Source organism: Streptomyces sp. PT12, assembly GCF_003311645.1.
Taxonomy (GTDB): Bacteria; Actinomycetota; Actinomycetes; order Streptomycetales; family Streptomycetaceae; genus Streptomyces.
The window spans coordinates 18,712-44,155 of sequence record NZ_QEST01000190.1 but is presented as its reverse complement, the minus strand read 5'-3'; the positions used below and the strand labels follow the sequence as shown (position 1 = coordinate 44,155).

The 25,444-nt window shown below is 73.5% G+C and carries 20 protein-coding genes; 16 read left to right on the top strand and 4 right to left on the bottom strand.

Going from position 1 to position 25,444, the window contains the following annotated elements; translation table 11 throughout:
- Positions 1-107: 107 nt before the first annotated feature.
- Positions 108-539 carry a nitroreductase family deazaflavin-dependent oxidoreductase gene (locus DEH69_RS22710; RefSeq protein ID WP_113688872.1) on the bottom strand — a complete coding sequence of 144 codons (432 nt, stop codon included), beginning with the start codon at positions 537-539 and terminating at the stop codon, positions 108-110.
- A 201-nt stretch (positions 540-740) separates the two neighbouring features.
- On the opposite strand from DEH69_RS22710, the gene DEH69_RS22705 reads away from it, so the two are divergent.
- On the top strand, positions 741-1,976 hold the full coding sequence (locus DEH69_RS22705) for a beta-ketoacyl synthase (protein WP_258534887.1): 1,236 nt from the start codon (positions 741-743) through the stop codon (positions 1,974-1,976).
- A gap of 568 nt (positions 1,977-2,544) precedes the next feature.
- Here DEH69_RS22705 and DEH69_RS22700 read toward each other — a convergent pair.
- The gene (locus DEH69_RS22700; protein WP_113688857.1) at positions 2,545-2,925 is read right to left on the bottom strand and encodes a DUF3140 domain-containing protein; all 381 of its coding nucleotides are present in this window, start codon (positions 2,923-2,925) and stop codon (positions 2,545-2,547) included.
- A 203-nt stretch (positions 2,926-3,128) separates the two neighbouring features.
- Between DEH69_RS22700 and DEH69_RS22695 the strand changes: the two genes are divergently transcribed.
- From DEH69_RS22695 to DEH69_RS22665, 7 genes are all read left to right on the top strand, one after another.
- Positions 3,129-4,463, top strand: a complete 1,335-nt coding sequence (locus DEH69_RS22695) for an erythromycin esterase family protein (protein WP_258534886.1) — start codon at positions 3,129-3,131, stop codon at positions 4,461-4,463.
- A 783-nt stretch (positions 4,464-5,246) separates the two neighbouring features.
- Positions 5,247-5,441, top strand: a complete 195-nt coding sequence (locus DEH69_RS22690) for a hypothetical protein (RefSeq protein WP_113688856.1) — start codon at positions 5,247-5,249, stop codon at positions 5,439-5,441.
- Positions 5,442-5,570: 129 nt separating this feature from the next.
- Entirely contained in the window at positions 5,571-5,762 is a 192-nt protein-coding gene (locus DEH69_RS22685; protein ID WP_113688855.1) for a hypothetical protein, read from the top strand.
- A gap of 332 nt (positions 5,763-6,094) precedes the next feature.
- Positions 6,095-7,852, top strand: a complete 1,758-nt coding sequence (locus tag DEH69_RS22680; protein ID WP_113688854.1) for an alpha/beta fold hydrolase — start codon at positions 6,095-6,097, stop codon at positions 7,850-7,852.
- Complete coding sequence (locus tag DEH69_RS22675) at positions 7,849-8,427, top strand: hypothetical protein (protein WP_113688853.1); 579 nt, start codon at positions 7,849-7,851, stop codon at positions 8,425-8,427. Before DEH69_RS22680 ends, DEH69_RS22675 begins: the two co-directional genes overlap by 4 nt.
- A 76-nt stretch (positions 8,428-8,503) precedes the next feature.
- A complete protein-coding gene (locus DEH69_RS22670) occupies positions 8,504-9,274 on the top strand; it encodes a class I SAM-dependent methyltransferase (protein WP_113688852.1) in 771 nt (256 codons plus the stop codon).
- Positions 9,271-11,088, top strand: coding sequence for an ABC transporter ATP-binding protein (locus DEH69_RS22665; RefSeq protein ID WP_258534885.1), 1,818 nt, complete (start codon positions 9,271-9,273; stop codon positions 11,086-11,088). Before DEH69_RS22670 ends, DEH69_RS22665 begins: the two co-directional genes overlap by 4 nt.
- Here DEH69_RS22665 and DEH69_RS22660 read toward each other — a convergent pair.
- Positions 11,063-11,857 carry an RNA-guided endonuclease TnpB family protein gene (locus tag DEH69_RS22660; protein ID WP_113688851.1) on the bottom strand — a complete coding sequence of 265 codons (795 nt, stop codon included), beginning with the start codon at positions 11,855-11,857 and terminating at the stop codon, positions 11,063-11,065. The two genes, DEH69_RS22665 and DEH69_RS22660, sit on opposite strands and share 26 nt — an antisense overlap.
- A gap of 161 nt (positions 11,858-12,018) precedes the next feature.
- Between DEH69_RS22660 and DEH69_RS22655 the strand changes: the two genes are divergently transcribed.
- A complete protein-coding gene (locus DEH69_RS22655) occupies positions 12,019-13,503 on the top strand; it encodes an NAD(P)/FAD-dependent oxidoreductase (protein ID WP_113688850.1) in 1,485 nt (494 codons plus the stop codon).
- Positions 13,500-14,351 (top strand): nuclear transport factor 2 family protein, encoded by an 852-nt coding sequence (locus tag DEH69_RS22650; RefSeq protein WP_113688849.1) that lies wholly within the window; start codon positions 13,500-13,502, stop codon positions 14,349-14,351. The genes DEH69_RS22655 and DEH69_RS22650 overlap by 4 nt, the downstream gene beginning before the upstream one ends.
- 22 nt (positions 14,352-14,373) lie before the next feature.
- Here the strand turns inward: DEH69_RS22650 and DEH69_RS22645 are convergent, their stop codons facing one another.
- Positions 14,374-15,201 (bottom strand): M23 family metallopeptidase, encoded by an 828-nt coding sequence (locus DEH69_RS22645; protein WP_113688869.1) that lies wholly within the window; start codon positions 15,199-15,201, stop codon positions 14,374-14,376.
- A 149-nt stretch (positions 15,202-15,350) separates the two neighbouring features.
- Here DEH69_RS22645 and DEH69_RS22640 point away from each other — a divergent pair, with 149 nt between their 5' ends.
- From DEH69_RS22640 to DEH69_RS22615, 6 genes are read left to right on the top strand one after another with little or no spacing between them, the layout of a single operon-like run.
- Positions 15,351-16,403 (top strand): 3-oxoacyl-ACP synthase, encoded by a 1,053-nt coding sequence (locus DEH69_RS22640; RefSeq protein ID WP_258534884.1) that lies wholly within the window; start codon positions 15,351-15,353, stop codon positions 16,401-16,403.
- Positions 16,400-16,705 (top strand): acyl carrier protein, encoded by a 306-nt coding sequence (locus tag DEH69_RS22635; protein WP_113688848.1) that lies wholly within the window; start codon positions 16,400-16,402, stop codon positions 16,703-16,705. Before DEH69_RS22640 ends, DEH69_RS22635 begins: the two co-directional genes overlap by 4 nt.
- Positions 16,689-17,837 (top strand): acyl-CoA dehydrogenase family protein, encoded by a 1,149-nt coding sequence (locus DEH69_RS22630; protein WP_113688847.1) that lies wholly within the window; start codon positions 16,689-16,691, stop codon positions 17,835-17,837. Before DEH69_RS22635 ends, DEH69_RS22630 begins: the two co-directional genes overlap by 17 nt.
- Positions 17,837-18,892 (top strand): HAD family hydrolase, encoded by a 1,056-nt coding sequence (locus DEH69_RS22625; protein WP_113688846.1) that lies wholly within the window; start codon positions 17,837-17,839, stop codon positions 18,890-18,892. Before DEH69_RS22630 ends, DEH69_RS22625 begins: the two co-directional genes overlap by 1 nt.
- A 12-nt stretch (positions 18,893-18,904) precedes the next feature.
- Positions 18,905-20,803 carry a non-ribosomal peptide synthetase gene (locus DEH69_RS22620; protein ID WP_113688845.1) on the top strand — a complete coding sequence of 633 codons (1,899 nt, stop codon included), beginning with the start codon at positions 18,905-18,907 and terminating at the stop codon, positions 20,801-20,803.
- A gap of 42 nt (positions 20,804-20,845) precedes the next feature.
- Positions 20,846-25,363 carry a condensation domain-containing protein gene (locus DEH69_RS22615; RefSeq protein WP_113688844.1) on the top strand — a complete coding sequence of 1,506 codons (4,518 nt, stop codon included), beginning with the start codon at positions 20,846-20,848 and terminating at the stop codon, positions 25,361-25,363.
- Positions 25,364-25,444: the final 81 nt, after the last annotated feature.

Below are 25,444 nucleotides of genomic sequence, written 5' to 3'. Positions count from 1 at the left end.
ACGACAAGGCTGACGGCGCGGACGGGCGGTCCGCGCCGTTCTCCTTGTTCCCGGGGCGTTCTCGGGGCGTTTCAGGGGCGTTCCAGGGGCGTTCCAGGGGGCGGCGCTCAGGCGCGTTCGAGGACGACGACCGGGATCTCGCGGGTGGTCTTCTTCTGGTAGGCGTCGTAGTCGGGCCAGATGTCCGCCATCAGCGGCCACAGACGGGAGCGCTCATCCGCCGTCGCCGTGCGGGCGGTCGCCGTGAACGCCTCGGTGCCCACCTGCACCTCGACCCGAGGCTCCGCCTCCAGGTTCAGATACCAGGAGGGGTGGGCGGGCTTGCCGCCCTGCGAGGCGACGACCACGAACGCGTCACCGTCGCGGCCGTAGATGAGCGCCGTCCGGCGCAGCAGCCCCGACCTGCGGCCCTTGGTGGTGAGCAGCAGCGTGGGGGTCCCGTTCCACAGATGGCCCTCGCGGCCGCCTGACTCCACGTAGACGCGGATGTGCTCCTTGACCCACTCGGTCGGGCTGTCATGGACCTGGGCGTCTGCCATAGGGCGTCTCCTCGTGTGTCGCTGTCGGCGCGGTGCTGTCGATCCTGCGGGAACGGGCCCGGCGCGGCTCCCATTCCCCGCCCGCCCCAAAGCCGTGTCTCCGGTGGCCGCCCCCCGAGCCCGCTCTTACGCTACGTGAGCCCACCACCACCAGGGGTGACGACGCCTGAGACGGCTGTCGGCGCCACGGAAGGAGCCCCTGTGCCGCCCTCCGCACACCCGGTCGCCGTGACCGGCATCGGCATGCTCACCCCGGCGGGGAACACTCCCGAGGAGACCTGGGCGGGGCTGTGCCGCGGCAGGGGCCTGGCGCGCAGGGATCCCGTGCTCGCCGGGCTGCCGGTGGACATCTCGTGCCGGATCGAGGGGTTCGACGCCGTCGCCGCGCACGGCCGGGTGACCGCGAGGCGCCTCGACCGCTTCGCCCATCTGGCCCTCGCGGCCGCCAGGGGCGCGGTGGCCGACGCCAAGCTCGACCCGGCCACGTGGCCGGGTGACCGGGTCGCGGTGATCCTGGGCGTCGGCAGCAACAGCCTGGAGACCTACGCCGAGGAGTTCGCCAAGCTCGCCGCGGGGCGCCCGGCCGCGGTCTCGCCGATGGCGCTGCCGCGCAGCGTCCCCAACATGGTCGCGGGGACCGTGGCGATCGACCTCAACGCGCGCGGCCCCGGGTTCACGGTCGCCAGCGCGTGCGCGTCGGGGGCGACGGCGATCGGCGTGGCCCGCGACCTGCTGCTGGCCGGGGCGTGCGACATCGCGGTGGCGGGCGGCAGCGAGTCGGGGCGGGCGCGCATGACGGCCACGTGCTTCGCCCGGATGGGCGCCCTGTCCCGCCGCACCGCGGAACCCGAGGCCGCGGCCCGTCCTTTCGACGTCGAACGCGACGGCTTCGTGCTCGCCGAGGGCGCCGCGGCGCTCGTGCTTGAGCGCCAGGACCACGCCCTGCGCCGGGGCGCGCAGGCGCGCGCGCTCCTGCTCGGCTACGCGGCCACAAGCGACGCGCACCACCCGGTGGCGCCCGACCCCGAAGGCGCGGGCGCGGAACGCGCCCTGCGCGCCGCCCTGTCCGACGCGGGATGCGCCCCGCGCGACATCGGCCAGATCACCGCGCACGGCACGTCGACCCCCGCCGGGGACGCGGCCGAGGCGCTGGCGCTGCTGCGGGCGTTCGACGGCGCGCCGCCACCGGTCACCGCGCCCAAGGGCGCGCTCGGCCACTGCCTCGGCGCGGCGGGCGCGATCGGCGCGGCGCTCACGGTGCTCGCCCTCGAGCACCAGGAGATCCCGCCCACCGCCAACCTCCGCGCCCAGGACCCGGCGTGCGCCCTCGACATCGTCACGGGCCACCGCCCACGCCCGGCCCGGCTGGACGCGGCGATCTCGAACGCGTTCGGCTTCGGCGGCCAGAACGCGGTACTGGTGCTCACCCGAGGGTAGGCCGCTGCGAGTACGCTGCGCTGGCCTCGCCGCGATGGTGGGGGGACGTGTGCGCGTCGGCGAACGCCGTGGCTGTTGTGGGTCGTTGAGGGCCGCCCCCCCGCGAGGTGTGCGGCGGGTGTTCGCCGAACGGTGGGACGGTTCACGGTCGTTGGCCTGCGGCCGGGCGAAGGGTGTGGCCGCTCGGGGTCGTTGAGGGCCGTCGCCCCGGGCTGCAGGCGTTCGCCGAACGGCGGGGTTGCTCGCGGTCGTTGAGGCGCGCGTCCGCCTCGGGCGGCGGGCGCTCTCCGGACGGTGGGGTCGCAGGCGCGGCGGTCGGGTGACGTCGAAGCTACTCGCGGAGCCTCACGCTACTCGCGGAGGATCGCGCCCCGGGCGGGCCAGGTGTGCGGCTCGCCCGCCCGGGGGTGGTTCCCCCGCCTGGGGGCAGTGGCGGGAGTCCTGGGGTTGATCAGCATGCTGTCACGGGCGGTCACCGAAGGGCATCAGACAGTCGTCGGGAAAAGGCGGGCATCCGCCCGACAGTTGTGCCAGCGTCCGCCGCTTCCGCGGCCCCCGCGGGAACGCCTCACCGCTGGTCGACGCGCGAGTACCCGTCGTCCGAGGTCAGGGGCTTGAGCGGGTCGTGGCCCACGGTCATCAGGCGATGACGCCAGTCGGCGGGGCCAGGGCTCGGGTCCAGGTCGTCCGTGCCGCGCTCCGCGGTGACGATGCCGACGACCTCGCGCATGACGTCGATGTCGTCGTCGGTGAGGTCCCTGCGGCGCTTGCCCAGGATCTCGAGCACCCCGCGGCCCGTGCGCGTCCCCGCCTGGTCGGGAAGCTCCTCGGAGTCCTCCCCCGCGGACAGGGTCATCAGCCAGTCGTTCAGCTCGCGCGAGGTCATGTTCACCACGGCCTGGAACTCGTTCCAGAGGTCGTCGAGGTCCCGCTCCGCGATGTCGGCCATGTCGCTCTCCTTCCGTCCCGGCTCCTTCCGTCCCGGCTCCTTCCGTCCCGGCTCCTTCCGTTCCGGCGCGGTGGGCACCGGGCCCTCTGGTGCCGGAGAGGCGCGGGTGCCCAGGTGCGCGCCGGTGAAACGGGTTACGCACGCGGCGCGCCGGGATACCCGGGGCCACGGCGGCGACCGCGGTGACCGAGGAGGCATGGGCGATGGCACGCGGCATGGACGGATCCCCCGATGGCATGGCGGCGGCGGCGCGGGACGAGGCGTTCCCCCTGGCGGGGCCGCGCTCCCTCGACCCCCTGCTTGAGCGGATCGGCGACGCGCGGTATGTCGCGATCGGCGAGGCGTCGCACGGCACCGCCGACTTCTACCGGTGGCGCGCCGACCTCACGCGGCGGCTGATCGAGGAGAAGGGCTTCTCGTTCGTCGCCGTCGAGGGCGACTGGCCCGACTGCCACGTGCTGCACCAGAGCGTCACCGGGGCACCGGGCGCGCCCGATGACCCCGCGGCGGTGCTCGACGCGTTCGAACGCTGGCCCCGGTGGATGTGGGCCAACACGGAGGTCGTGCGCTTCGCCCGGTGGCTGCGCGCGCACAACCTCGCCCTGCCCCAGGAGCGGCGCGTCGGCTTCCACGGGCTCGACGTCTACAGCCTGTGGGAGTCGCTGCACGCGGTGCTCGACCATGTGCGCGCCCACGACCCCGAGCACGTGGAGCGCGCGCTGGTCGCGTATCGCTGCTTCGAGCCCTACGCCCAGGACCCGCAGAGCTACGCGCTCTCCACCAGCCTGGTGCCCGAGGGGTGCAGGGAGGAGGTCGTCGCCCTGCTCGCCGGGGCGCGCGCCCACGCCGAAAGCGAGCGCGCGGCGGCCACGGGCGGGTCGCCGACGGAGTTCGCGGCGTGGCAGAACGCCGAGACGGTGGCCGGTGCGGAGCGTTACTACCGGGCGATGGTGGGCGGCGGGCCCGAGTCGTGGAACGTGCGCGACGCGCACATGGCCGACACCCTCGACCGGCTGATGGACCGCCAGGGCCCAGGGGCGCGTGCGGTGATCTGGGAGCACAACACCCACATCGGCGACGCCCGCGCGACCGACATGGCCGACGCGGGGATGGTGAACGTCGGGCAGCTGCTGCGCGAGCGGCACGCGGCCGACGGCGTGGTGCTCGTCGGCCTCGGCACCTACGAGGGCACGGTGGTGGCCGCCGACGACTGGGGCCTGCCGCCCCGGGCGATGTCCATGCCCCCGGCCAGGTCCGGAACGGTCGAACGCCTGCTGCACGAGGCGCTGGGCGGCCGCTCCGCGCTCTTCGCGTGGAACGGCAACGGCGCGGCCTCGTGGCGCCGCGCGCCCCTCGGCCACCGGGCGATCGGCGTCGTCTACCGCCCGGACACCGAGCGCTTCGGGAACTATGTGCCCACCGTGCTCGGCGACCGCTACGACGCCTTCCTGTATCTGGACCGCACACGCGCCCTTGACCCGCTGCACCGTTACGAGCACGGCAGGGGCGAGGAGGACACCTTCCCCTCCGGACAGTGACGGGGTGTGATCACCCAACGGGCCTGCGGTGAACGGGGTGTGAAGCGCCGTCACACGGCGTGCCGCCGCCGCCCGAGGGGGCCTGTTCGCCCGGTTCCGTTGAGGGATCGGCTGGAAGATCCCGATCCGGGCGCTTACGCGGGCAATTTGCAGAGAAAATCGCGCGAATCCGCCCGCAAACCGTTCGCCGGTCAACTGCCGCGCGCCGCCCGCCCGCAGAGCCCGGCATGCCGGGCAACTCGGGCAACCGGGGAAATCCGCCGCGCAAAGTGATGCGCTTTCATGTCCGATTAACTCAGCGGTCACGCTTGGGCTTTGGAGGGTTGTACTAAACATTCGATCTTGTCGAGTGACATAGATCACATTGATCGAGGGGGGGTGGAAAAGGGTGCGACCTGTGTCCCAGACTCTTCCCCGGAGCGAGAAGAAGTGATCGCAAGGCACATGGTCGTCTCCGAGTGGGGGAGTCTCTTTGCGGAATCTTTACGATGTGTAGATTTCGCCCGGCTGGCCGGGTGGGGCTCCGGTCCATGACGGGGGCGGATGCCGCGTGCATCCCAGTGAGCTGAACTGCCGCACCATCCTTGGGTCTTCGTGTGACGCGCGTAGCGCTCCCGAGGCCGCAGGGCATTTCCACCGCCGCGCGACGGCTTTTCTCCGGGCGCCGCGCGGTAAAGGAAATTCCTTCCGAGGCTTGCCTGGCGGGCCCCGCCAGGCATGGCCGGACCGCTCTTCGATCCGGCGTGCAACACCGGGTAAGAAAAAGACAGAAGGGGAGCTCCCATGGAGCAGAAGATCGCCTCGTTCATGAACGAGCAGCAGCTCGGTCCGATGGAGCAGGGCTACCAGGACGACGTCAAGTCGCCCGTTCTGGCCACTCCGGCGGCCGGCGTCGCCACCTGCTGGTACGTCGGCGGTGCCGTCGCCGGTGCCGCCTCCGTGGTGGGCGCCTACGTCTGCGGCGCCGTCTTCGGCTGATCGAGCGTCACCTTCAGCCGCACACCGTCACTTCACTGATTCCCCGCCGCTCCCGCACGGCGCAGGCACCCGCGCGTCCCGCGTGGGGCGTCGGCGGCGGGCGGGCGCGACAACAGAAGGAGAAACCACATGAGCAAGATCATCGAGAGTGTGGTCGCCGTGGCTCCCGAGGAGCTGTCGGACCAGACCACCGGTGAGTTCGGCGCCGTGATGCCGGTTCAGGCTACGCCGGGCCTCGTCGCCTTCGGCGTGGGCTTCGCCGGCGGCGCCGGTGTCGCCTGGCTCGGCGTGCAGGCGTACGAGGCCGGGATCAACGACTGAGTGAGCGCCACCTCTTGAGAAGCCGTGCCACCGGCTTCTGATCAAACCTCCCGGGCCCGCTCCGGGAGCTGCGAGAGAGCTGTCGGGCCGCGGCGCAATCGCGGCCCGGCAGCCCCCCTACCCTACCTTCAGCCGGTTCGACGCGGAGGAACCGTCGTATGAAGCTGGTCAAGAAGATCGCCTCTTCTGTGTTCTCTCCGATTCCGATATCCCGGAATCGAGCGATAGGCATATCGGAACGTCTTGCCGCTCTCTCCAGTCTTTCTTCTTCCCTGGAATACCTTCACCAGCACAGGAATCTCGCTCCCGGTGGACTGAACGACTGGGAGATCATGAAACAGACGCCGGAGAGCAAGATCCCGGCGATCCAGAAGCTCACCAACGCCGTCAGCGGCCGCAGGACCACGCTCGCCCTGCACGCGACGCGCGTCGCGTGCAGCCTCGGCATGCTCCTGCCGGGCGACAGCAAGTGGCGCGGCCTCGGCAACCTCTACCTCGGCGCCACCACGACCCTGCTCCAGGCCCGCCACCGCTACGGCACCGACGGCTCGGACCAGGTCGCCACCCAGGTGCAGGCGGTCACGGGGCTTGCCAGGCTGACCGACAGCACGCAGGTCAAGGACGCCCTCATGTGGTACCTGGCGATCCAGGCCAACATGTCGTATGCCGCGTCGGGTTGGGCCAAGCTCGCGGGCACCAAGTGGCGCGACGGCTCGGCCCTGCCCGGCGTCATGCGCACCCGCACCTACGGCTGGGAGCGCGCCTACCGGCTGACCCAGCGCTACCCGCGCACGACCCAGGTGACGCAGCACGCCGTGCTGGCGATGGAGTGCCTCTTCCCCGTGGTCTACCTGGCGGGCGGGCGGCTGACCAGGCCGCTGATCGGCGCGGCGGGCAGCTTCCACGTCGCCAACGCGTTCGTCATGGGCCTTGGCCGTTTCATGACCGCCTTCCCCGCGATGCACCCCATGGTCGCCTACACCACCGTGCCCAAGACGTACCCCGCGGTCGCCGACCGCGACGACCGGCTGGTCAAGACGGCGCTGCTGATGCTGGCCGGTGGCACCGCGGCGGTGGGCGTGCTGACCTCGCAGCGGCGCGCCCGCGCGGTGGCTGGCTGGCCCGCGACCCGCACCGTCACCACGCGCAACGGCAACGTGCTCACCTACGACACCGGCGGCAGGGACGGCGCGGGGCGCCCGCTTCTCGTCCTCAACCACGGGCTGGCCTCCACCGCCGAGCACTACGCGTGGATGGTCGAGCGTCTCGCGTTCGACCTCGGGCACCCCGTGGTGACCTACTCCCGCGCGGGCTACGCCGCCAGCCGCCGCGTGCGGACCTCGCCCTATGGCATCCAGGAGTCCGTGGACGACCTCGTCGACCTGGTCCGCGACATCGTGCCCGAGGGGCGCAAGGTGGTGCTCGTCGGGCACTCGCTCGGCGCCGAGCTCAACCGCCGCGCCGTGGAGCAGCTGGGCGACCAGGTGGCGGGGATGGTCTACCTCGACCCCACACACCCCGGCGAGCTGGTGCGTTCCAGCAGGCAGCGCAAGGGCAGCGAGCTGTTCACCGACTCCCTCACCGACCTGGCGCGCTGGACGAGGCTGGGCTTCGGCCCGCTGATGTCGCGCCCCCGCTGGGTGGACGACCTGCCGCACGCCTACCGGAAGAAGGCGTTCGCCCTCTACAGCGACTCCCGCCTGTGGGCCGCGGCCTCGCGCGAATGGGAGGCGGTGCACGAGGAGTTCGCGGGGTTCGACGCGGATCTCGCGCCGGTGCGGGCGCCCGGGCTCGTCGTCGCGGCGCAGGTGACCGTGGACATCGACCCCGACCAGCTGCTGATGTACCACGAGATCGCGCGCTCCCACCAGGCGGCCGACCGGTACGGCGAGGTCAAGGTCGTCGAACGCGCGGGGCACGACACGATCCTGACCGACGCGCGCCACGCCCGTACGGCGGCCGATCTGATCGCGGCCTTCCTCGACGAGCACGCGCCAGGGGCCGACGCGGCGGTCCCCGCGGCACCCGCGGCCTCCACGGCTCAGATCGAGGGAACGGCGGAGCAGGGAAAGGCGAGTGAGAAGAAGTGAAGGTCACCGACTTCGTCAAGGAGGCGTTCACCGGACCCGGTGGCGTGACGCGCGCCGCGGGCGCGGCCCTGCTGGTGACGACGCTCGCCGCGCAGCACCCGCACCCCGCTTTCGAGGGGATCAGGGAGAAGGACCTTTTCTCGCTCATCCCCAACTGGAAGTTCTTCGCGCCGAATCCCGCGACACACGACTTTCACTATCTCTACCGCACGCTCGACGAGAAGCGCGAGACCTCCCCGTGGATCGAGCTCGACCTGATCCAGACGCGCAAGCCGATCCAGGCGATCTGGTTCTCCTCGCGCCGCAGGGAGAAGGCGGTGTTCGACATATGCAGCAGCATGCTGAAGTCCATCGCCAAGGGCGAGGACCCGACGGGATCGCCGCCCTTCAGGGTGCTCGCGGAATTCATCAGGAAGCAGATCAGGGACGCGTCGAACGTCACCGATGTGCGCGGCTTCCAGCTCGCCATCGTCCGGGCTCCCGGGCATGACGAGAGCGAGGACCCCGAGGTGCTCTACGTCTCCACCTACCAGCCGATGATCCCGGTCTCGGTGCCCTTTCTCAAGGCCGCGTAAAGGGGCCGAGCAGGGGCAGCGCAAAGGTCGCGGGCTCCCACCGCGGGCGTTTCACCAACGAAGGAACGGAGAAGCCATGACGATCGCGGACATTGGCTACGGCAAACAGTTCGAGGGCTGGTACGACCGCATCTTCCAGGATGACGCGGCCACGCGCGCCGCGGTCGAAGGGCTGGCCGGGTTCCACCCCGATCCGGCCGCGGGCACGCTGGAGTTCGGCGTGGGGACCGGCCGGATCGCATTGCCGTTGTCGCGCCGCGTCGGCCCGATCACCGGTGTGGACTCCTCGCAGGAGATGCTGGCGGCCCTGGAGAAGAAGGCCGCGGAGAAGAGGGCGGGGGACGGCGATGTCGCCGCCGAGCTCGGCGACATCAGGACCTACCGCGACGGCCGCACCTACGGCCTGGTCTACTGCGTCTGCTCGACGCTCGCCCTGCTCCTCGACCCCGAGGGGCAGGGCCAGGCCATCGCCCGCGCCGCCGAACACCTGGCCCCCGGTGGCCGGTTGGTGGTCGAGACGCACAACAGGCCCGGCATCGTCGCGCAGCACGAGGGCCTGACGCGCACCACGCTGTTCGTGCCCTACCCCGAGCCCAACACCGGCATCCAGATGCACGCCACGCTGCTGATGGAGAACCAGATCTGGCACGTCTCCACGGTCTGGTTCGAGGCGGACGGCACCCACCGCATCGGCACCGAGACGGTGCGCCTGCTCACGCCCGACGAGGTGGACGGCTACGCGAGGGACGCCGGGCTCGTCCCCGAGGGCCGGTACAGCGACTGGCAGGGGACCGACTACGTTCCCGCCGCCGGCCTGTTCATCACCTCCTACACGAAGCCCGCATGAACGCCCCGGTGAGCACCTCCATGAACATGCGGGAGATCGTCGCGCGCCACCGGGCCCTGCTGATCGCCGGGATCGGCATGGGCCTGGTCGGCGCGGCCGCCACGCTCGCCCAGCCCTGGATGCTGGGGCGGCTGATCGAGGCCGTGGCGCTGGATGAGGCGATCGCCTGGCCCATCACGCTGATCGCGCTGTTCTTCGTCGCCGACGCCGCGCTCAACGCCGGGCACGCCTACGCCATCGGGCGCGCGGGCGAGAACATCGTCTTCGACACCCGCAGGATCCTGGGCGGGCGCCTGCTGCGCAGCCAGATCCCGCACTTCTCGCGCCTCGAGCACGGCGACGTCTTCGCGCGCACCATCTCCGACACCTCGATTGCCTGCCTGGTCATTGCGCAGGCGCTCGCCCAGGTCGTCACGTCGGTGTTCATGCTGATCGGCAGCGTCGTGCTGATGGCACGGCTGGACTGGAAGCTGCTGCTCACCACGCTCGGCTGCCTCGGCCTCGCCAGCGGCGCCGCGCTGCTCCTCGCCCGCCAGGTGCGCATCGCCGCCCTGCGCAACCGGGAGAACGTCGGCGCGTACGGCTCGGGCTTGCAGCGCGTGCTCGGCGCGATCACCACCGTCAAGGCGTCGCGCGCCGAGGAGCGGGAGACCGAGGAGCTGGCCCGCCTCGCCGACCGCGCCAGGCGGAGCGGTATCAGGGTCACGGCGTTCAACTCCCTGCTGACGCCCGCGATGAACGTCGGCACCCAGCTCTCGCTCGCCGTTGTCATCTCCTGGGGCATGGCCCGCGTCGCCACCGGGTCGCTCTCGCCCGCCGACCTGACGTCGTTCGTGATGTACCTCTTCTACCTGGTGTCGCCGCTGGTGATGCTCTTTATGTCGATCGGCCAGATCCAGCAGGGCCGCGCCGCGATCCAGCGCGTGACCGAGCTTGGCACGATCCCGCAGGAGGAGAGCGAGGAGAGCGAGGAGAGCGAGGGCTCGCACGGCCCGAAGGCCAAGGCCCAGGTCAAGGCCCAGGTCCAGGTCAAGGTCAAGGCCCAGGCCCAGGGCGAGCCGGACGAGACGGCGCCCGCGGTTGCGTTCGACGGCGTCTCGTTCTCCTACCACGGCGACGCGCCCGTGCTGCGCGACGTCTCCTTCTCGCTGCCGCGCCGCGGGCTGACCGCGATCGTCGGGCCGTCGGGCGCGGGGAAGACGACGACGTTCCAGCTCATCGAGCGCTTCCAGCGGCCCGACGCCGGAACGGTGCGGGTCGCGGGCCAGGACATCGCCGAGCTTCCGCTGGCCAGGCTGCGTTCGCTGGTCGGCTATGTCGAGCAGGACGCGCCGCTGCTGCGCGGCACCATCGGGCAGAACCTCACCTATGCCAACCCCGGCGCCGACGCCGCCGACATCGCCCGCGCGCTGCGCCTGGCCAGCCTGGACGAGTTCGTCGCCGAGCTGCCCGAAGGGCTCGACACCGAGCTGGGCGAGCGCGGCGCCGGTCTCTCCGGCGGCCAGCGGCAGCGGCTCGCCATCGCCCGCACGCTGCTGCAACGCCCCGAGGTGATCCTGCTCGACGAGGTGACCGCGCACCTCGACAGCGACACCGAGGCCGCGCTGCGCGACGCGATGGCCGAGGCGGCCAACGAGTGCGCCGTGCTGGCCATCGCGCACCGCCTGTCGACGATCCGGCAGGCCGACCGGATCATCGTGCTGGAGGAGGGGCGCGTGCGCGCGATCGGCACCCACCAGGAGCTGATCGGGTCCGACGAGGTGTACCGGAGGCTCGCCAGCCAGCAGTTCAGCGCCGAGGACGCGCTGGCTTGACTTCCTCCCCCGCCTGAAGGCGGGGGGTTCCAGCGGTCGCCCGCTGGGGTTCCTGCTTCATCGACGACTGCCGTGTTCGGGAGGACTCCCGTTGAGATCTTACACCGTCTCCACAGGCTGCTGCCGCCAGCCCGGCGGTCAGGACGTTGCGTGCCGCGTTCACATCACGGTCATGTGTAGTGCCGCACTCGCACGTCCACGTCCGGACGTTCAACGGCATCTTCGCCGCGACCGTGCCGCAGGCTCCGCACAGCTTGGAGCTGGGGAAGAAGCGGTCGATCACCACGAGTTCGCGCCCGTACCAGGCGCATTTGTACTCCAGCATGGAGCGGAGTTCCGTCCAGGACGCGTCCGAGATGGCGCGCGCGAGGCGCCCGTTCTTGAGCAGGTTGCGGACGGAGAGGTCCTCGATCACGACCACTTGGTTCTCACGGACGAGTCGAGTCGACAGCTGGTGGAGGAAGTCCCGGCGCCGGTCGGCGATCCGGGCGTGGACCCGGGCGACCTTGCGGCGGGCCTTCTCACGGTTGGCCGAGCCCTTCGCCTTGCGGGACAGCTCCCGTTGCGCGCGCGCCAGGCGAGCCCGGTCACGCCGCTCGTGCCGGGGGTTGGAGATCCGGCGCTGCTCGCCGTACCAGGCCCGGGTGCGCTCCTCAAGCGCCTTGTTGTACACCAGACGGACACAGCCGAACGCCCGCGACAGCTCAGCCGCCTGCCCGTCCGCAGGGTAAAAGCGGTACCTGAACGCCCGCTTGACCTGCCGCGCCACACCTCACAACCCATCAGCTCCCGCGTGAGCGGCGGCGGTCGGCCGGTGGACCGCGCACGCCGGTCCGCCCTGACGGCGAACCGGCATTCCCTGCCCTGCTCCGCAGGAGCCTCGTCCCCTCCCCGGCCCGAAAACCGGGGCATCCACGAAGGAAAGCCCTGATGACGCGCGCCGATGTCGCCGTCGTCGGCAGCGGCCCCAACGGGCTCGCCGCCGCCGTCACCATGGCGCGCGCCGGGCTGATCGTGCGCGTCCACGAGCAGGCCGCCGCCTTCGGTGGTGGCCTGCGCGGCGAGGCGCTGTTCGACTCCCGTGTGTGGCACGACGTGTGCGCCGCCGTCCACCCGATGGCGGCGGCGTCGGCGTTCTTCAGGGAGTTCGACCTCGCGGCGCGCGGCGTGCGGCTGCTCCAGCCGCCCGTGGCCTACGGTCACCCGATCGAAGGGCGGCCCGCCGCGCTCGCCTACCGCGACCTCGACGCGACCGCGGAGCGGCTGGGCCGGGACGGGCGGCGCTGGCGGCGGCTGATGGCGCCCCTGGTGCGGCACAGCGCCGGGGTGGCCGACTTCCTGCTGTCGGGCCAGCGTTCGCTGCCGCGCGACCTCGCCGTTCCGCCGCTGCTCGCCCCGCGCATGCTGAGCCATCTGCTGCGCGCCGACGGCCTGCGCACCGAGGAGGCCCGCGCGCTGCTCACCGGGGTCGCGGCGCACTCGGTGGGGCGGCTGCCCGGCGTGCCGTCGGGCGCCATCGCGCTGCTGCTCGGGCATCTGGCGCACGCCGGCGGCTGGCCGCTGCCCGAGGGCGGCAGCGTCCGCATCGCCGAGGCCCTTGTGGCGGACCTGCGGGCGCACGGCGGGTCGGTGGTCACCGGCCAACGGGTTGCGGACCTCGCGGAGTTGGACGCCCGGGTCGTGCTGCTCGACACCACGCCGCGCGGCCTGCTCGCGCTCGCGGGCCACCGGCTGCCACCGCGCTACCGCAGGGCGCTGGCCCGCTTCCGCTACGGGCCTGGCGCGGCCAAGGCCGACTTCCTGGTCGAGGGGCCCATCCCCTGGGCCGATCCCGACGTGGGCCGCGCCGGAACGGTGCACCTGGGCGGCACCCGGGCCGAGACGCTGGCGGCCGAGCGCGCCGCCGTGCGCGGCGAGCCGACCGACGAGCCGTTCGTGCTGCTGGTCGACCCGGCCGTCACCGACCCGGGGCGCGCCGTGGGAGGGCGGCGCCCGGTGTGGGCGTACGCGCATGTGCCGAACGGCGACGCGCGCGACCCCGTTCCGCTGGTGACCCGCCGCATCGAGCGGTACGCGCCGGGGTTCGCCGACACGGTGGTCGCGGCGCGCGGGGTGCCGGCGGCCGCGTATGAGTCGTACAACCCCAACTACCCTGGGGGAGACATCGGCGCGGGTGCCATCACGCTCACCCAGTCGGTGTTTCGGCCCACCCCCACCTGGAACCCGTACCGCACTCCGCTGCCCGGGGTGTACCTCTGCTCCGCCTCCACACCGCCAGGCCCCAGCGTGCACGGCATGTGCGGCTACTTCGCCGCCCAGGCAGCCCTCCGCAGGGAGTTCGGCATCACGACCCCGCCGCCCCTGGGTCCGAAGGGTGGCGTCACCCCCACCGAGACATCCGGGAGAGCACCTTGAGCACCACTCACCGCCCCACCGCCGCGGAGGACTTCGCCGGTTACCTCCGCGCCTACAACGCCGATGTCGTCGACGGCTCAGAGCCGGTCGATGAGGTCTGGGACCGCTATCACGTGCCCGACGGCGCCCACGAGGTCAACGGCAGGGAGTTCGACCGGGCCAAGACGCTCAAGGGCCTCGCCTCGCGGCGCAAGCTGGGCGCGCCGTTCGAGCTGCACCTCCACGAGGTGGTCGTGGAGGGGCGCAGGGCCGCCGCCCGTTACACCCTCAGCACGCCGATGATCTGGCGGGTCACCACGGCGACCGAGGTGGCGACGTTCGCCGAGATGGCCGACGACGGGCGCGTGGCCCGCTCGTCGGCGTTCTCCGCGAGCCGCCCCGGCTGGGAGAGCGCCGACGCGAGCCGCCCCGCCGACAGCGGGTTCCGCGCCGAGCCGGGCAGCGCCCCCGCGCCGCCGCCCGCCCCCGGCGTCGAGCCGACCCCGGCCCAGGACCCGGCGCACTATCTGCGCGCCTACTACGCCGCGGGGTACGACCCCGATGTGCCGGTGGCCGAGGCACACGACCGCTTCCACACGTTCGACGCGGTGCACCACGTCGGGGGGCGGACGATGCAGCGCTCCGGCGTCCTGAAGTCCCTTGAGAACGCGCGCGGGCGCGGCCACACCTACCCCGTCGAGGTACACGAGACGCTGCGCGAGGGCAACCGCTTCGCCGCCCGCTACACCACGAGCCGCGGCGGGAACGCGGCGCGGCGCCAAGGGGTGTTCGCCTTCGGCGCGTTCGCGCCCGACGGCCGGGTCAGCGCGGTGCGGTTCCTGCTGGAGCCGGGCCACGGGGCGCGTTGAGCGGGCGAGGGGCGGCGGGTCCTCAGGGGCGGTCGCCCGCGGCGTCGCGAGCCGGGACGAAGCACGTGTTGTCCTCGGGGACGCCGCGGTGCTCCCGGCCCTCGTCGTCCTGGTAACGCCAGCTGAAGCGCCGGCCGCGCGCCGAGGTGACATCGGGGCCGTCCATGAGCTGGAAGTGCAGGTGCGGCTCGGACGAGTTCCCCGAGTTGCCGCACTCGGCCAGCGGCTGCCCCGCCGTCACCCGGTCGCCCACGGCCACCGCGATCGAGCGGCGGCGCAGATGCGCGAAGACGGCATAGGCGCCGTCACCCAGGTCGAGAACCAGGTGGTTGCCAAGCAGATGACGGGGGGCGCCGAGCGAGCGCACGAAGGCTTCCCCGAGCACATAGAGCAGTCCGGCGAGGGAGGTCCTGGTCAGATGGTCCCGCTGCGTGTCGACCGCGGCCACCACCGTGCCGTCCGCGGGGGCCGTCAGTGGCTCGCCGAAGGACGGGTAGGACTCGGGCCGCCGCGTCAGGGGCCACAGCCACACGGGCTCGGGCGCCGGGCGCCTGGCCAGGTCGATGGCATAGGTCTGGGCGAGGTTGTGGGTGTGGCTCGGCACCTTGGTGGCGGGGCCGTTGCGCGCCATCCAGCGTCCGCTGACCGGCACATCGAGGGCCAGCGGCGGCGCCTCGCCCTCGGCGGGGGGGCGCTGCGCGAGGGTCATCAGCCTGCGCATCACGAGCCCGACGAGCAGCAGGCCCACGCCGGTGAGCCACAGCGGCCCGATGCCCCGGCCGTTGACGACGATGCACACGGCGCCAGCGGCCAGCACCAGGCCGTTGCGCTTCCAGACGATCTGCACGATGAGGGCCTTCCGTGGGGGGGCGAGCCGGGTCGTGGGGCCCCAGCATTCCAGACCCGAGGCCACCCCCCATCCTAAATTACGTACTTACGTATCTTCTATAAAAGCGGTAGTGTTCCCGTGTCCGAGACTTGAACGGGTGGGGAGCGCTTGTGAACGCCGAGACCACGTTCCGCGCCGCGACACCGATCGCGGTCGACGCCGCGGGCTGGCACCTGCCGGAGAGCGCGCGCCCCGTCGCCGCACTCCCCGAGCTGGCCGAGCTGCCCGAGGCGGACCGCCGCACGTGCCTCAACCTCGGCATCGACACCGTGCTCGCCGACGACGGGCTGACCGCGGGCGACCTCGCCGAACGCGCCGCCCGCACGGTGCTCGCCGAGTCCGGGATCGCGGCGGGCGACATCGGCGCGCTGATCGTGGTCGAGCCGCGCGCGCCCGAGACGCTGATCAGCTCGGACGCCACCCGCCTCCAGCACGCGCTCGGCGCGACCGAGGCCACCACGTTCACCGTCGGCGGCCTCGGCTGCGTCTCGATCGCCCCCGCCCTGCTCGCCGCGCGCGGCCTGCTGGCCGCCGATCCGGGGCTGCGCCACGCGCTCGTCGTGCACGGCAGCAAGCCCGCGGGCCAGGGGCGCTACCGGCACCCGGTCACCGTCAACGGCGACAGCGGCCAGGCGCTCCTGCTCTCCCGCCCCGGCGACGTCCCGGCCCCGGCACGGGTGGTGGACCTGGTGCAGCGGACCAACGGCGCCTACTGGGACCTGTTCTCCCTCGACTACCGCGACCGGCCCACCGCCACCTGGCGGGAGGAGTGCCGTGACCTGCCCGGCTACTCGTTCCGGCTCGCCATGGAGACAAGGCGCCGCCTGGCCGCGCTGGTGGACGAGCTGCTGGCGCGCAACGGCCGCACGCGCGGCGACATCGCGGGCTGGGCCAGCCAGAACCTCTCGGCGGGCGGCCTGGCGTTCACCGAGGAGACCCTGGACGTCAAGCTGCTGCCCTCGTGCCGGGAGAACCTTCGCGGCTACGGCCACCTGGGCCCCAACGACATCTTCCTGAACCTGTGGACCGCCGTGGACCGCCGTGACCTCGCCGAAGGCGACCTGGTGGTCCTCGTCAACGTCAGCCCGGTGGCGGCCTGGAGCGTGCTGCTGGTCGAGATGGGCCCGCGGGGGCGCGGGCCGAGCCAGAAAGGCACCGCATGAGCCACGACACCGAGCCGACCGCCGACGCGATCACCGACGCGATCACCGACGAGATCACCGCGTTCCTGACCGACGCGCTGCGCCGGCCGATCGGGCCCGACGACGACTACTTCGAACTCGGCCTGGTCGACTCGCTGTTCGCCCTTGAGCTGGTCACCTATGTCGAGCAGCGCTTCGCCCTCACCGTGGAGGTCGAGGACCTGGACCTCGACAGCTTCCGCACCGCGCACCGGCTCACCGAGTTCGTCCGCCGCAAGACGGGCGCCGACGCGGCACAGCGGACCCATGCCGGCGACCACTGAGACCGCGGGGACGCGGCTGGTCGCCGCCGCGGCCGGGTTCGCCGCCGCGTCGCGCGACGCCGCCGCCGACTGGGACAGGGAGGGGCGCGTGCCCAAGGGCGTGCGCCGCGACCTGGCCGCCTCCGGGCTGCTCGCCGCCGATCTGCCCCCCGCGTACGGCGGCGCGGGCCTGACCCCCGCCGAGCTGGGCGAGGCCGCCGCCCACCTCGGCGGGGTGTGCAGCGCGCTGCGCGGGCTTCTCACCGTCCAGTCGATGGTCGCCGCGGCGCTGGCGCGCTGGGGCACACGGGGCCAACGCGCCCACTGGCTGCCCGCGTTGGCCGATGGAACGCTCACGGCCGGGTTCGCGGCCACCGAGGAGGGGGCGGGCAGCGCGCTCGGCGAGGTGGAGACCGCGGTCGAGGAGACCGCGGGCGGCGCCGTGCTCACCGTGACGGGCCGCAAGAAGTGGGTCACCTTCGGGCAGGACGCGGACGTTCTGCTAGTGCTCGGGCGCACCGGGGGCAAGCCCGCCGCCGTGCTGGTCGAGACGGACAGGCCCGGCGTGACCCGCGAGCCGGTGCGCGGCCAGCTGGGCATGCGCGCGGCCGGGATCGCCCATGTCGCCCTCGACCGCGTCAGGGTGCCAGCCGACCACCGCGTCGCGCCGCCGGGCGCCGGGCTCTCCCATGTCGCCGCGACCGCGCTCGACCACGGCAGGTTCACGGTGGCGTGGGGCTGCGTCGGCATGGCCGAGGCGTGCGTCGCCGACGCCGCGGCCCACGCCGCCACGCGCCTCCAGGGCGGCGTGCCGCTCGGCGGGCACCAGGCGGTCGGGGCGCTGCTCGCCCGCATCGCGGTCGACGCCGCGGCGGCCCGCGAACTCGCCGCGCGCGCCGCCAGGTCGAGGGCCGGGGGCCCTGGGCGCGGGGTCACCGAGACGATCGTCGCCAAGTACGCGGCCGCGGACGCCGCCGCGCGGGCCGGGCGCGATGCCGTGCAGATCCTCGGCGCCGCGGGGTGCGCGTCCGACAGCCGCGTCGGCCGGCATTACCGTGACGCCAAGATCATGGAGATCATCGAAGGAGCGCAGCAAGTGTCCGAACTCCACATAGCAGCCCACGTGATGCGCCGCTTCGGGGCGGGTGCCTGATGGCGGGGGAGGGCGCGCCGACCGTCAAGTGCCTGGTCTGGGACCTGGACGACACCGTGTGGGACGGCGTGGTGCTCGAGGGCGACGACCCCGTGCCGTTCCCCCACGTCCCGGGCGTCCTGCGGGCGTTGGACGAGCGCGGCATCCTGCACGCCGTCGTCAGCCGCGGCGACCACGACGTGGCCACCGCGCACCTTCAGGCGCATGGCCTCGAAGAGTGGTTCTGCGCCGCGCGGATCGGCTGGGGCGCCAAGTCGGCGGCGATCTCCCGCATCGCCGACGCGCTCAGCATCGGCCTCGACACCATCGCGTTCATCGACAACGACCCGGCCGAGCGCGCCGAGGTCGCCGCCGCGCTGCCCGCGGTCCGCTGCTACCCGGCCCACGTGGCGGCCGACCTGCCCGAACGCCCCGAGTTCAAGCCCGCGCACGTGACCGCCGAGGCCGCGGGGCGCCGCCAGCTCTACCGGACCGAGTGGCGGCGGCGCAGGGCCGAGGAGGAGTCGGGCGGCGACCGGCGGACGTTCCTCGCGTCGCTCGACCTGGTGATGGAGGTCGCCCCCGCCACCGAGGCCGACCTGGCCAGGGCGAGCGAGCTGACCGTGCGCACCCATCAGCTCAACAGCACCGGGCTCACCTATGACGAGGACGAGCTGCGCAAGCTCGCCGCGTCGCCCGACCACGAGGTCAGGCTGGCCAGGCTCACCGACCGCTTCGGCGACTACGGGATCATCGGCCTGGCCGTCACCGAACTCACGCCCGACGACGCGGTGTTACGGCTGCTGCTGATGTCCTGCCGGGTCGCGTCGCGCGGCGTCGGCGGCCTGCTGCTCGCCCATCTCGTCAGACAGGCGCGCGCGGGGGGCCGCAGGGCCGTCGCCCACTTCCTGCCCACCCCCGTCAACCGCACCATGCTGGTCACCCTGCGCTTCGCCGGGTTCACGCCGACCGGCGAGCCGACGGCGGACGGCGCCCCGCTGGTGCTCGCGGTCCCCGATGACCATCCCCTGCCCGAACTCGCCGGGCCCGCACGCCTGTTGATCAGGGACGCCTGAGGAGGCCGCGCCGTGACGCACCCGAGGTCGTTGCCCCTCCTGGCCGCCTTCCGCGCCCAGGCCGCCCGTACCCCGCACGCCACCGCGCTCATCATCGGCGACACGTCGCTGAGCTACCGCGCGCTCGACGACGCGTCGGCCGGGCTCGCCACGCTGCTGCGCCGCAACGGAACGCGCCCCGGCAGCAGCGTGTGCGTCCGCCTCGAACAGAGCGCGCTCGCCGTCGTCGCCGTCCTCGCCGCCCTCCGCGTCGGCGCCGCCTGGGCGGCCCTCGAACCCGACCTGCCGCCCACCCGGCTGCGCGCCCTGCTCAACGACACCGACTGCGCCGTCGTGCTCGCCACCCGCGACGACCGGGACGTCACGGCACTGCGGGACGCGCCGCCCGTGCTCGCCGCCGATGACCTGGACATCGCCGCCCTGGCCGCCGCGGGCGCCCAGGCCGGGCCACCGGCCGACGTGCCCGAGAGCGCCCCCGCCTATCTCATCTACACCTCGGGATCGACCGGCGTCCCCAAGGGCGTCCTGGTCAGCCGGGGCCAGCTCGCCGATTCCGTCGCCCCGCGCGGCGCGGTGTACGGGAGCGAGCCCTCGCTGTTCCTGATGGCGATGCGGCTGTCGTTCGACGGCATGCTCGCCGGGATGTTCTGGGCGTTCGGCGGCGGCCACACGCTGCTGCTGCCGACCGCCCGGCAGCTGCGCCTGGCACCCGAGTTGGCGGCGCTGGCCCGCGCGCATCACGCGACGCACCTCGTCGTCGTGCCCTCCTACTACCGGAGGTTGCTCGCCGAGCCCGGCCAACTCCCCGACAGCCTCAGGCTGGTGGTCGTCGCGGGCGAGGTGTGCACGCCCGAGCTGGTGCGCACCCACCGCGAACGCCTCCCGGGCGCGCGGCTGGCCAACGAGTACGGGCCGACCGAGACCGTCGTCTCGTGCGTCGTGGAGGCCGACCCCGACCCCGCAGCCGAACGGATCCCCATCGGCCGCCCCTGGCCTGGCGCCACCGCCCATGTGCTGGACGAGCGGCTGCGCCCTGTGCCCGATGGCGCCACGGGCGAGCTGTACATCGGCGGCGCGTATGTCGCCATCGGCTACGCCCGCGCCCCTGGCCGCACCGCCGAGCGCTTTGTCGCCGACCCGTTCGGGCCGCCGGGGGCCCGCCTCTACCGCACGGGCGACCTCGCCCGCAGGGACGAGCGCGGCGCGCTGCACTACCACGGGCGCACCGACCACCAGGTCAAGATCCGGGGCGCGCGCGTGGAGTTGGGCGAGGTCGAGGCCGCGATCGAGGCGCACCCCGCGGTCGACCAGGCCGTGGTGGTGCGGGCGGACACGGGCGGCGAGGCGCCGCGGCTGATCGCGTTCCTCACCGCGGCCGCGGGGCATGTGCCGCCCGACGCACGGGAGTTGCGCAGGCACTGCCGGGGCTTTCTGGTCGAGCAGGCGCTGCCGGGCAGGTTTGTCCCGATGGAGCGGATGCCGCTCTCCCCCATGGGGAAGGCGGACCGCGCGGCGCTCGCCGCGCTCGTCCCCGCCGAGCCCCCGGGCGGCGCGAGGCCGCCGGGCCAGGAGCGCTGGAGCGGCCACCAGCGGGCCGTGTGGGACATGTGGGCCGACGTGCTCGGCCACCGCGACGTGGGCCTTGAGGACAACTTCTTCGGCGTGGGCGGCAATTCGCTCAAGATCGTGGACCTCTACAGCCGCCTCGACGAGCGCTGGCCGGGGGTCGTGCGCGCGGGCGAGCTGTTCGACCTCATCACCGTCGCGGCCCAGGCGGGCGCGATCACGGAACGCGTGGGCCCCGAGCCCGCCGACGCCGCGGGGCCACCGGATCCGGGCCCAGGGGAACGCCAGGGGCCGCAGGGTCCGCCGACGCCCGCGCGCCCCGCCCCGGTCGCCTACGAGCTGTGACGGCGTGCCGCCGCGTGAACGCCGCATGAACGGAGTGCTCTCATGACAGGTCCAGGCCAGGCCGCCCCCGTCGCGGTCATCGGCATCGCCACGCGCTTCCCCGAGGCCCCCGACCTGGCCGCGTTCCGCGCCAACCTGCGCGCGGGCCGCGACTCCGTGCGGCCGATCCCCGCCGAGCGCGTCGAGTCGACGGGGCTCGATCCCGCGGGCGCCTACCCGGAGTTGGGCTATCTCGACCGCATCGACCTCTTCGACCACGAGTTCTTCGGCCTCTCACGGCGCGAGGCCGAGGTCACCGACCCGCAGCACCGGCTCGCGCTGCACCTCACCCAGGAGGCCCTGGAGAACGCGGGCCACGCGCCGTCGGCGCTGCGCGACAGCAGGACCGCGGTGATCTTCAGCTCGCCGAGCAACGGCTATCTGCCGCTGGTCACCGAGCCCGGCACGCTGAGCCTGATGGGCAACATCCCGTTCGCCCTGCCCGCCCGCGTCTCCCACCTCTTCGGGCTGACCGGGCCCTGCTACGGCGTGGACACCGGCTGCAACGGCTCGCTCGTCGCCGTCCACCAGGGCTGCCGCGAGCTGCGCGACGGCGACGCCGACTACGCCGTGGTCGGCGGCGTCAGCCTGCGCCATGTCATCGCTCCCGCCGCGTCGGTCGCCGACTTCCCCGGCATCGCCTCGCCCACCGCCCGCTCCCGCGCGTTCGACGAGGCCGCGGACGGCGCGGGCGGCGGCGAGGGCGGCGCGGTGCTGCTGCTCACCACCCTCGAACGGGCCCTGGACGAGGGCGCGTTCATCCACGCCGTGCTGCGCGGCAGCGCCACCGTGCACAACGGCCGCCACTCCGCCACCATCGCGACCCCCAGCGCCCGCGCCCAGGCCGATGTCATCAGGCGCGCCTGGGACCGCGCGGGCCTGGACATCGCCACCGCTGGCTATGTGGAGGCGCACGGCTCAGGCACCAGGCTCGGCGACGCCGTCGAGGTCGAGGGCCTTGCGCTGGCGCGCCCGGGGGAGCGGCGCCCCCTCTCCGTCGGCTCGGTGAAGACCAACGTCGGCCACCTCGACCACGCCGCGGGCATCGCTGGCCTGGTCAAGACGATCCTCAGCGTGCGGCACGGCGAGCTGTACCCGACGCTGCACTTCAGGCGGCCCGCCGCCGAGGTGGACCTGGAAGGGGCGCGGCTCGACGTGGTCACGGCGCTGAGGCCCTGGCGGCCCGACGGCGTGCGGCGGGCCGGGGTCAGCTCGTTCAGCCTCGGCGGCGTCAACGCGCATGTGGTCGTCGAGGAGCCGCCGCCCGCGCCCGCCGCGCCGCCCGACGGGCGGCCACGGGTGGTCGGCGTCTCCGCCCGTGGCGAGGCGGAGCTGATCGCCCTCTGCGAGCGCCTTTCCCTCGAACTCCGCGATGGCGGCCCGGCGTTGGCCGATGTGGCCTGGACGCTCAACGCGGGCCGCGACCATCACGCCCACCGCGTGGGCGTGGTGGCCACCAGGACGCGTGACCTCGCCGTCGGCCTCGCCGCCGCGGTCACATGGCGGCGGCTCGACGGGGCGCCCAGGGCCGCCGGGCCCGCGCCCCGGGTGGTGTTCCTGCTCTCGGGGGACGCCCAACCCCCGTCCGACCTCGGGGCGTTGGCGCCGCTGCCCGCGGCGCTCCCCATGCCGGATGCGCACGCGGATGCGGTGCGCGGGCAGCTGGCCGCGCACGCCGCGCTCGGGCGCGCCGGGATCGCGGCGGACGGGCTGATCAGCTCGGGCCTCTCCCGCTACGCGGTCCGCCACCTCAACGGCGCGCTGACCGCCGGTGACACCGCCGAGCTGGCCGCCGCGCCGGGACCCGGGGCGCCACCGAGGCCCGAGCGGCTGCGCGCCGCCGCCGACGAGCAACTGGCCGCGGGGCCCGTGGTGTTCGTGGAGCTCGGCGCCCGTGGCGAGCTGAGCGACCTGCTCGCCGACCATGTGGCGGGCCGCGCTGACGCCACGGTGCTCACCGCGGCCCCCGGCACCGACGGCGTTCTCGGGGTGCTGGCGCGGCTGTACGAGCTGGGGTGCGACCCCGACTGGGAGGCGCTGACGCCCGTGGCGCGGCGCGTTCCGCTGCCGGGGCACCCGTTCCGCGGCGTGCGCTGCTGGGCCCGCCCCGACGGCGAGATCCTGACCGCGGCACCCGCCGCCCCGCCCGCGGCAACGCCCGCCGCAACGCCCGTCGCGCCGCCGCTCGTTGAGCGGGCCCCCGGTCAACCCGCCGCCGCCGAACCGGAGTCGGCTCCCGAGCCCGAGCCCGAGCCCGAGCCCGGGCCGGTCGGCGGCGACGACGTGCTGCCCTGGCTGCGGCGCTCCCTCGCCGAGCTGCTCTACGCCGACGACGTGGCGCCCGACGACGACTACTTCGCCATCAACGGCAACTCGATCATCGCCCTGCTGCTCCTTGAGCGGGTCGAGCAGCGCTATGGCGTCAGCCTGCGCATGGTGGACATCTACGACCACTCCGTCGTGGCCGACCTGGCCGCCGCCATCTCGGCCAAGCTGCCCGCGGCCGCGGCGAGCACGGCCCCCGAGGCCGCCGAGGCCGCCGAGGCCCCCGAGGCTCCCGCGCGGGCCCCCGAGGCGACCGGCGACGCCGCCCTGCCGCCCATCCGCCGCGGCGGCGAGCCGGTGCTCTCCTACGGCCAGGAACGCATGTGGTTCCACCACCAGATGGACCCCGCGACCACCCTCTACAACCTCCCTGGCGCCGCCCGCCACCGGGGCCCCATCGACCCCGAGGCGATGCGCCTCGCCTGGGAGGACCTGGCCGAGCGCCACGAGGCGCTGCGGTCCAACTTCGTGTCGGTGGACGGCAGGGCCACGCTGGTCATCAGGCCCAGGCTCGGCGACTTCTTCCGCTACGAGGACCTGACCGGGCAGCCGGACGCCGAGCACACGGCGCGCGCGATCATCCGCGTGGAGTCCGAACGCGTCCTGCACGTCGAACGCGACCCGCTCGTCCGCGTCACCCTGATCCGCCTCGCGCCCGACGACCACCTCTTCTGCTGGCTGACCCACCACGCGGTGAACGACGGCTGGGCGCCGCAGATCCTGATGGGTGAGCTGATGCAGTTCTACGCGGCGCGCCGCGAGGGCCGCGTGCACCGCTTCGACCCGCTGCCCGTCCAGTACCGCGACTACGCCCTGTGGCAGCGCGAGTTGATGGACAACGGGCTGCTTGAGGGCGAACTCCGCTACTGGAGCGAGCACTTGAACGAGCCGCCCGCCCTCGAACTGCCCACCGACCGGCCGCGCGCCGCCCGCATGGACTTCGCGGGCGCCGCGTACGGCCTGACCATCCCGCCCGAACTGGTCACCCGGCTGCGGGCGTTGGGCGGGCGCGAGTCCGCCACCCTCTTCATGGTGCTGCTCACCGGGCTCAACGCGCTGCTCTCCCGCTGGTCGGGCCAGGACGACATCGTGATCGGCACCCCCACCATCGGCCGCACCAGGCCCGAACTGTGGGGCCTGCTCGGCTTCTTCAACAACACGATCGCGCTGCGCTCCGACCTCTCGGGCGACCCGACGTTCGCCGAGCTGCTGCGGCGCGTGCGCACCGTCGTCATCGAGGGCCTGGAGAACCAGGAGATCCCCTTCGACGCGGTGGTGCGCGAGGTCGCCCCGCGCCGCGACCCCGGCCGCAACCCGATCTTCGACGTCATGTATGTGCACCAGACGCTGCCGCCGCACGTCGTGTTCGGCGAGAGCCTGTTCGGACCGGCCGTGGACGAGGATGGCGGGCCGCTCTTCCCCGGACTCCCGCCGGGGACCGCCAAGTTCGACATCTCGGTGGTGGTCGGGGAGCGCGCGGGCGCCGACGACCTCGACGTCGTGGTCGAGTACAGCACGCAGCTCTTCGAGCGCGACACGATCGCGGCCCTGATGGACTCGCTGCTCGACCTGCTGTGGGCGGCCACGGGCGAGACCGACCCGCCGCTCTCCGCGCTGCCGGGGCGGCCCACCGCGCGGCACCGGGACGCGGACCCGCGCTGGCGTGAACTCCTGGGCGGCATCGGGCCGTTCGCGCTGCCGACCGACCGCCCTCGCCCCCAGGGCGGCGGCGAGGGCGCGATGGCCCGGCACACCGTTCCCTTCCCCGCGGACCTGGCCGCGGCGCTCGGCCGTGACGGGCTGCTCGCCGCGCTCGCCACCCTGCTGACCGACCGCGCCGAGGCCGACGCGCTGCTGCTCGGCCTCGTCGGGGAGCGCGGCGGGCCCCTGCCGCTGGTGATCGACGTCGCCGACGAGCCGTCGCTCACCGCCCTGAGCGAGCGGATCGCCCGGCTGCGCGCCGACGCGCCCGCGGCGCGACTCCCGGGCGGGCCACCGGCGTTCGACATCACCGTGGACCACGGCGGCACCGGGGAGAGGCCCAAGGGCCCGCCGCCCGAGCTGCACTGGAGCGTCGCCGACGGCGAGCTGGCCGTCGAGTACAGGACCGAGCTGTTCGACGAGGCGACCGCGGTGGCCCTGGCCGACGACCTGATCGCCCTGGCGCACGCCGCCGTCACCTCGTTCACCGACTGACACCGTTCACCGACTGACACCGTTCACCGACTGACACCGGGGATCGGTCGACCGACCACCACCGCACCGACCGGGAGGGAG

Coding starts and splice junctions, on each gene's coding strand:
- DEH69_RS22680 (WP_113688854.1), top strand. CDS start 6,095: ATGAAACAGACGCCGGAGAGCAAGATCCCGGCGATCCAGAAGCTCACC.
- DEH69_RS22670 (WP_113688852.1), top strand. CDS start 8,504: ATGACGATCGCGGACATTGGCTACGGCAAACAGTTCGAGGGCTGGTAC.
- DEH69_RS22615 (WP_113688844.1), top strand. CDS start 20,846: ATGACAGGTCCAGGCCAGGCCGCCCCCGTCGCGGTCATCGGCATCGCC.
- DEH69_RS22710 (WP_113688872.1), bottom strand. CDS start 539: ATGGCAGACGCCCAGGTCCATGACAGCCCGACCGAGTGGGTCAAGGAG.
- DEH69_RS22690 (WP_113688856.1), top strand. CDS start 5,247: ATGGAGCAGAAGATCGCCTCGTTCATGAACGAGCAGCAGCTCGGTCCG.
- DEH69_RS22630 (WP_113688847.1), top strand. CDS start 16,689: ATGCCGGCGACCACTGAGACCGCGGGGACGCGGCTGGTCGCCGCCGCG.
- DEH69_RS22685 (WP_113688855.1), top strand. CDS start 5,571: ATGAGCAAGATCATCGAGAGTGTGGTCGCCGTGGCTCCCGAGGAGCTG.
- DEH69_RS22665 (WP_258534885.1), top strand. CDS start 9,271: ATGAACGCCCCGGTGAGCACCTCCATGAACATGCGGGAGATCGTCGCG.
- DEH69_RS22695 (WP_258534886.1), top strand. CDS start 3,129: ATGGCACGCGGCATGGACGGATCCCCCGATGGCATGGCGGCGGCGGCG.
- DEH69_RS22625 (WP_113688846.1), top strand. CDS start 17,837: ATGGCGGGGGAGGGCGCGCCGACCGTCAAGTGCCTGGTCTGGGACCTG.
- DEH69_RS22700 (WP_113688857.1), bottom strand. CDS start 2,925: ATGGCCGACATCGCGGAGCGGGACCTCGACGACCTCTGGAACGAGTTC.
- DEH69_RS22655 (WP_113688850.1), top strand. CDS start 12,019: ATGACGCGCGCCGATGTCGCCGTCGTCGGCAGCGGCCCCAACGGGCTC.
- DEH69_RS22635 (WP_113688848.1), top strand. CDS start 16,400: ATGAGCCACGACACCGAGCCGACCGCCGACGCGATCACCGACGCGATC.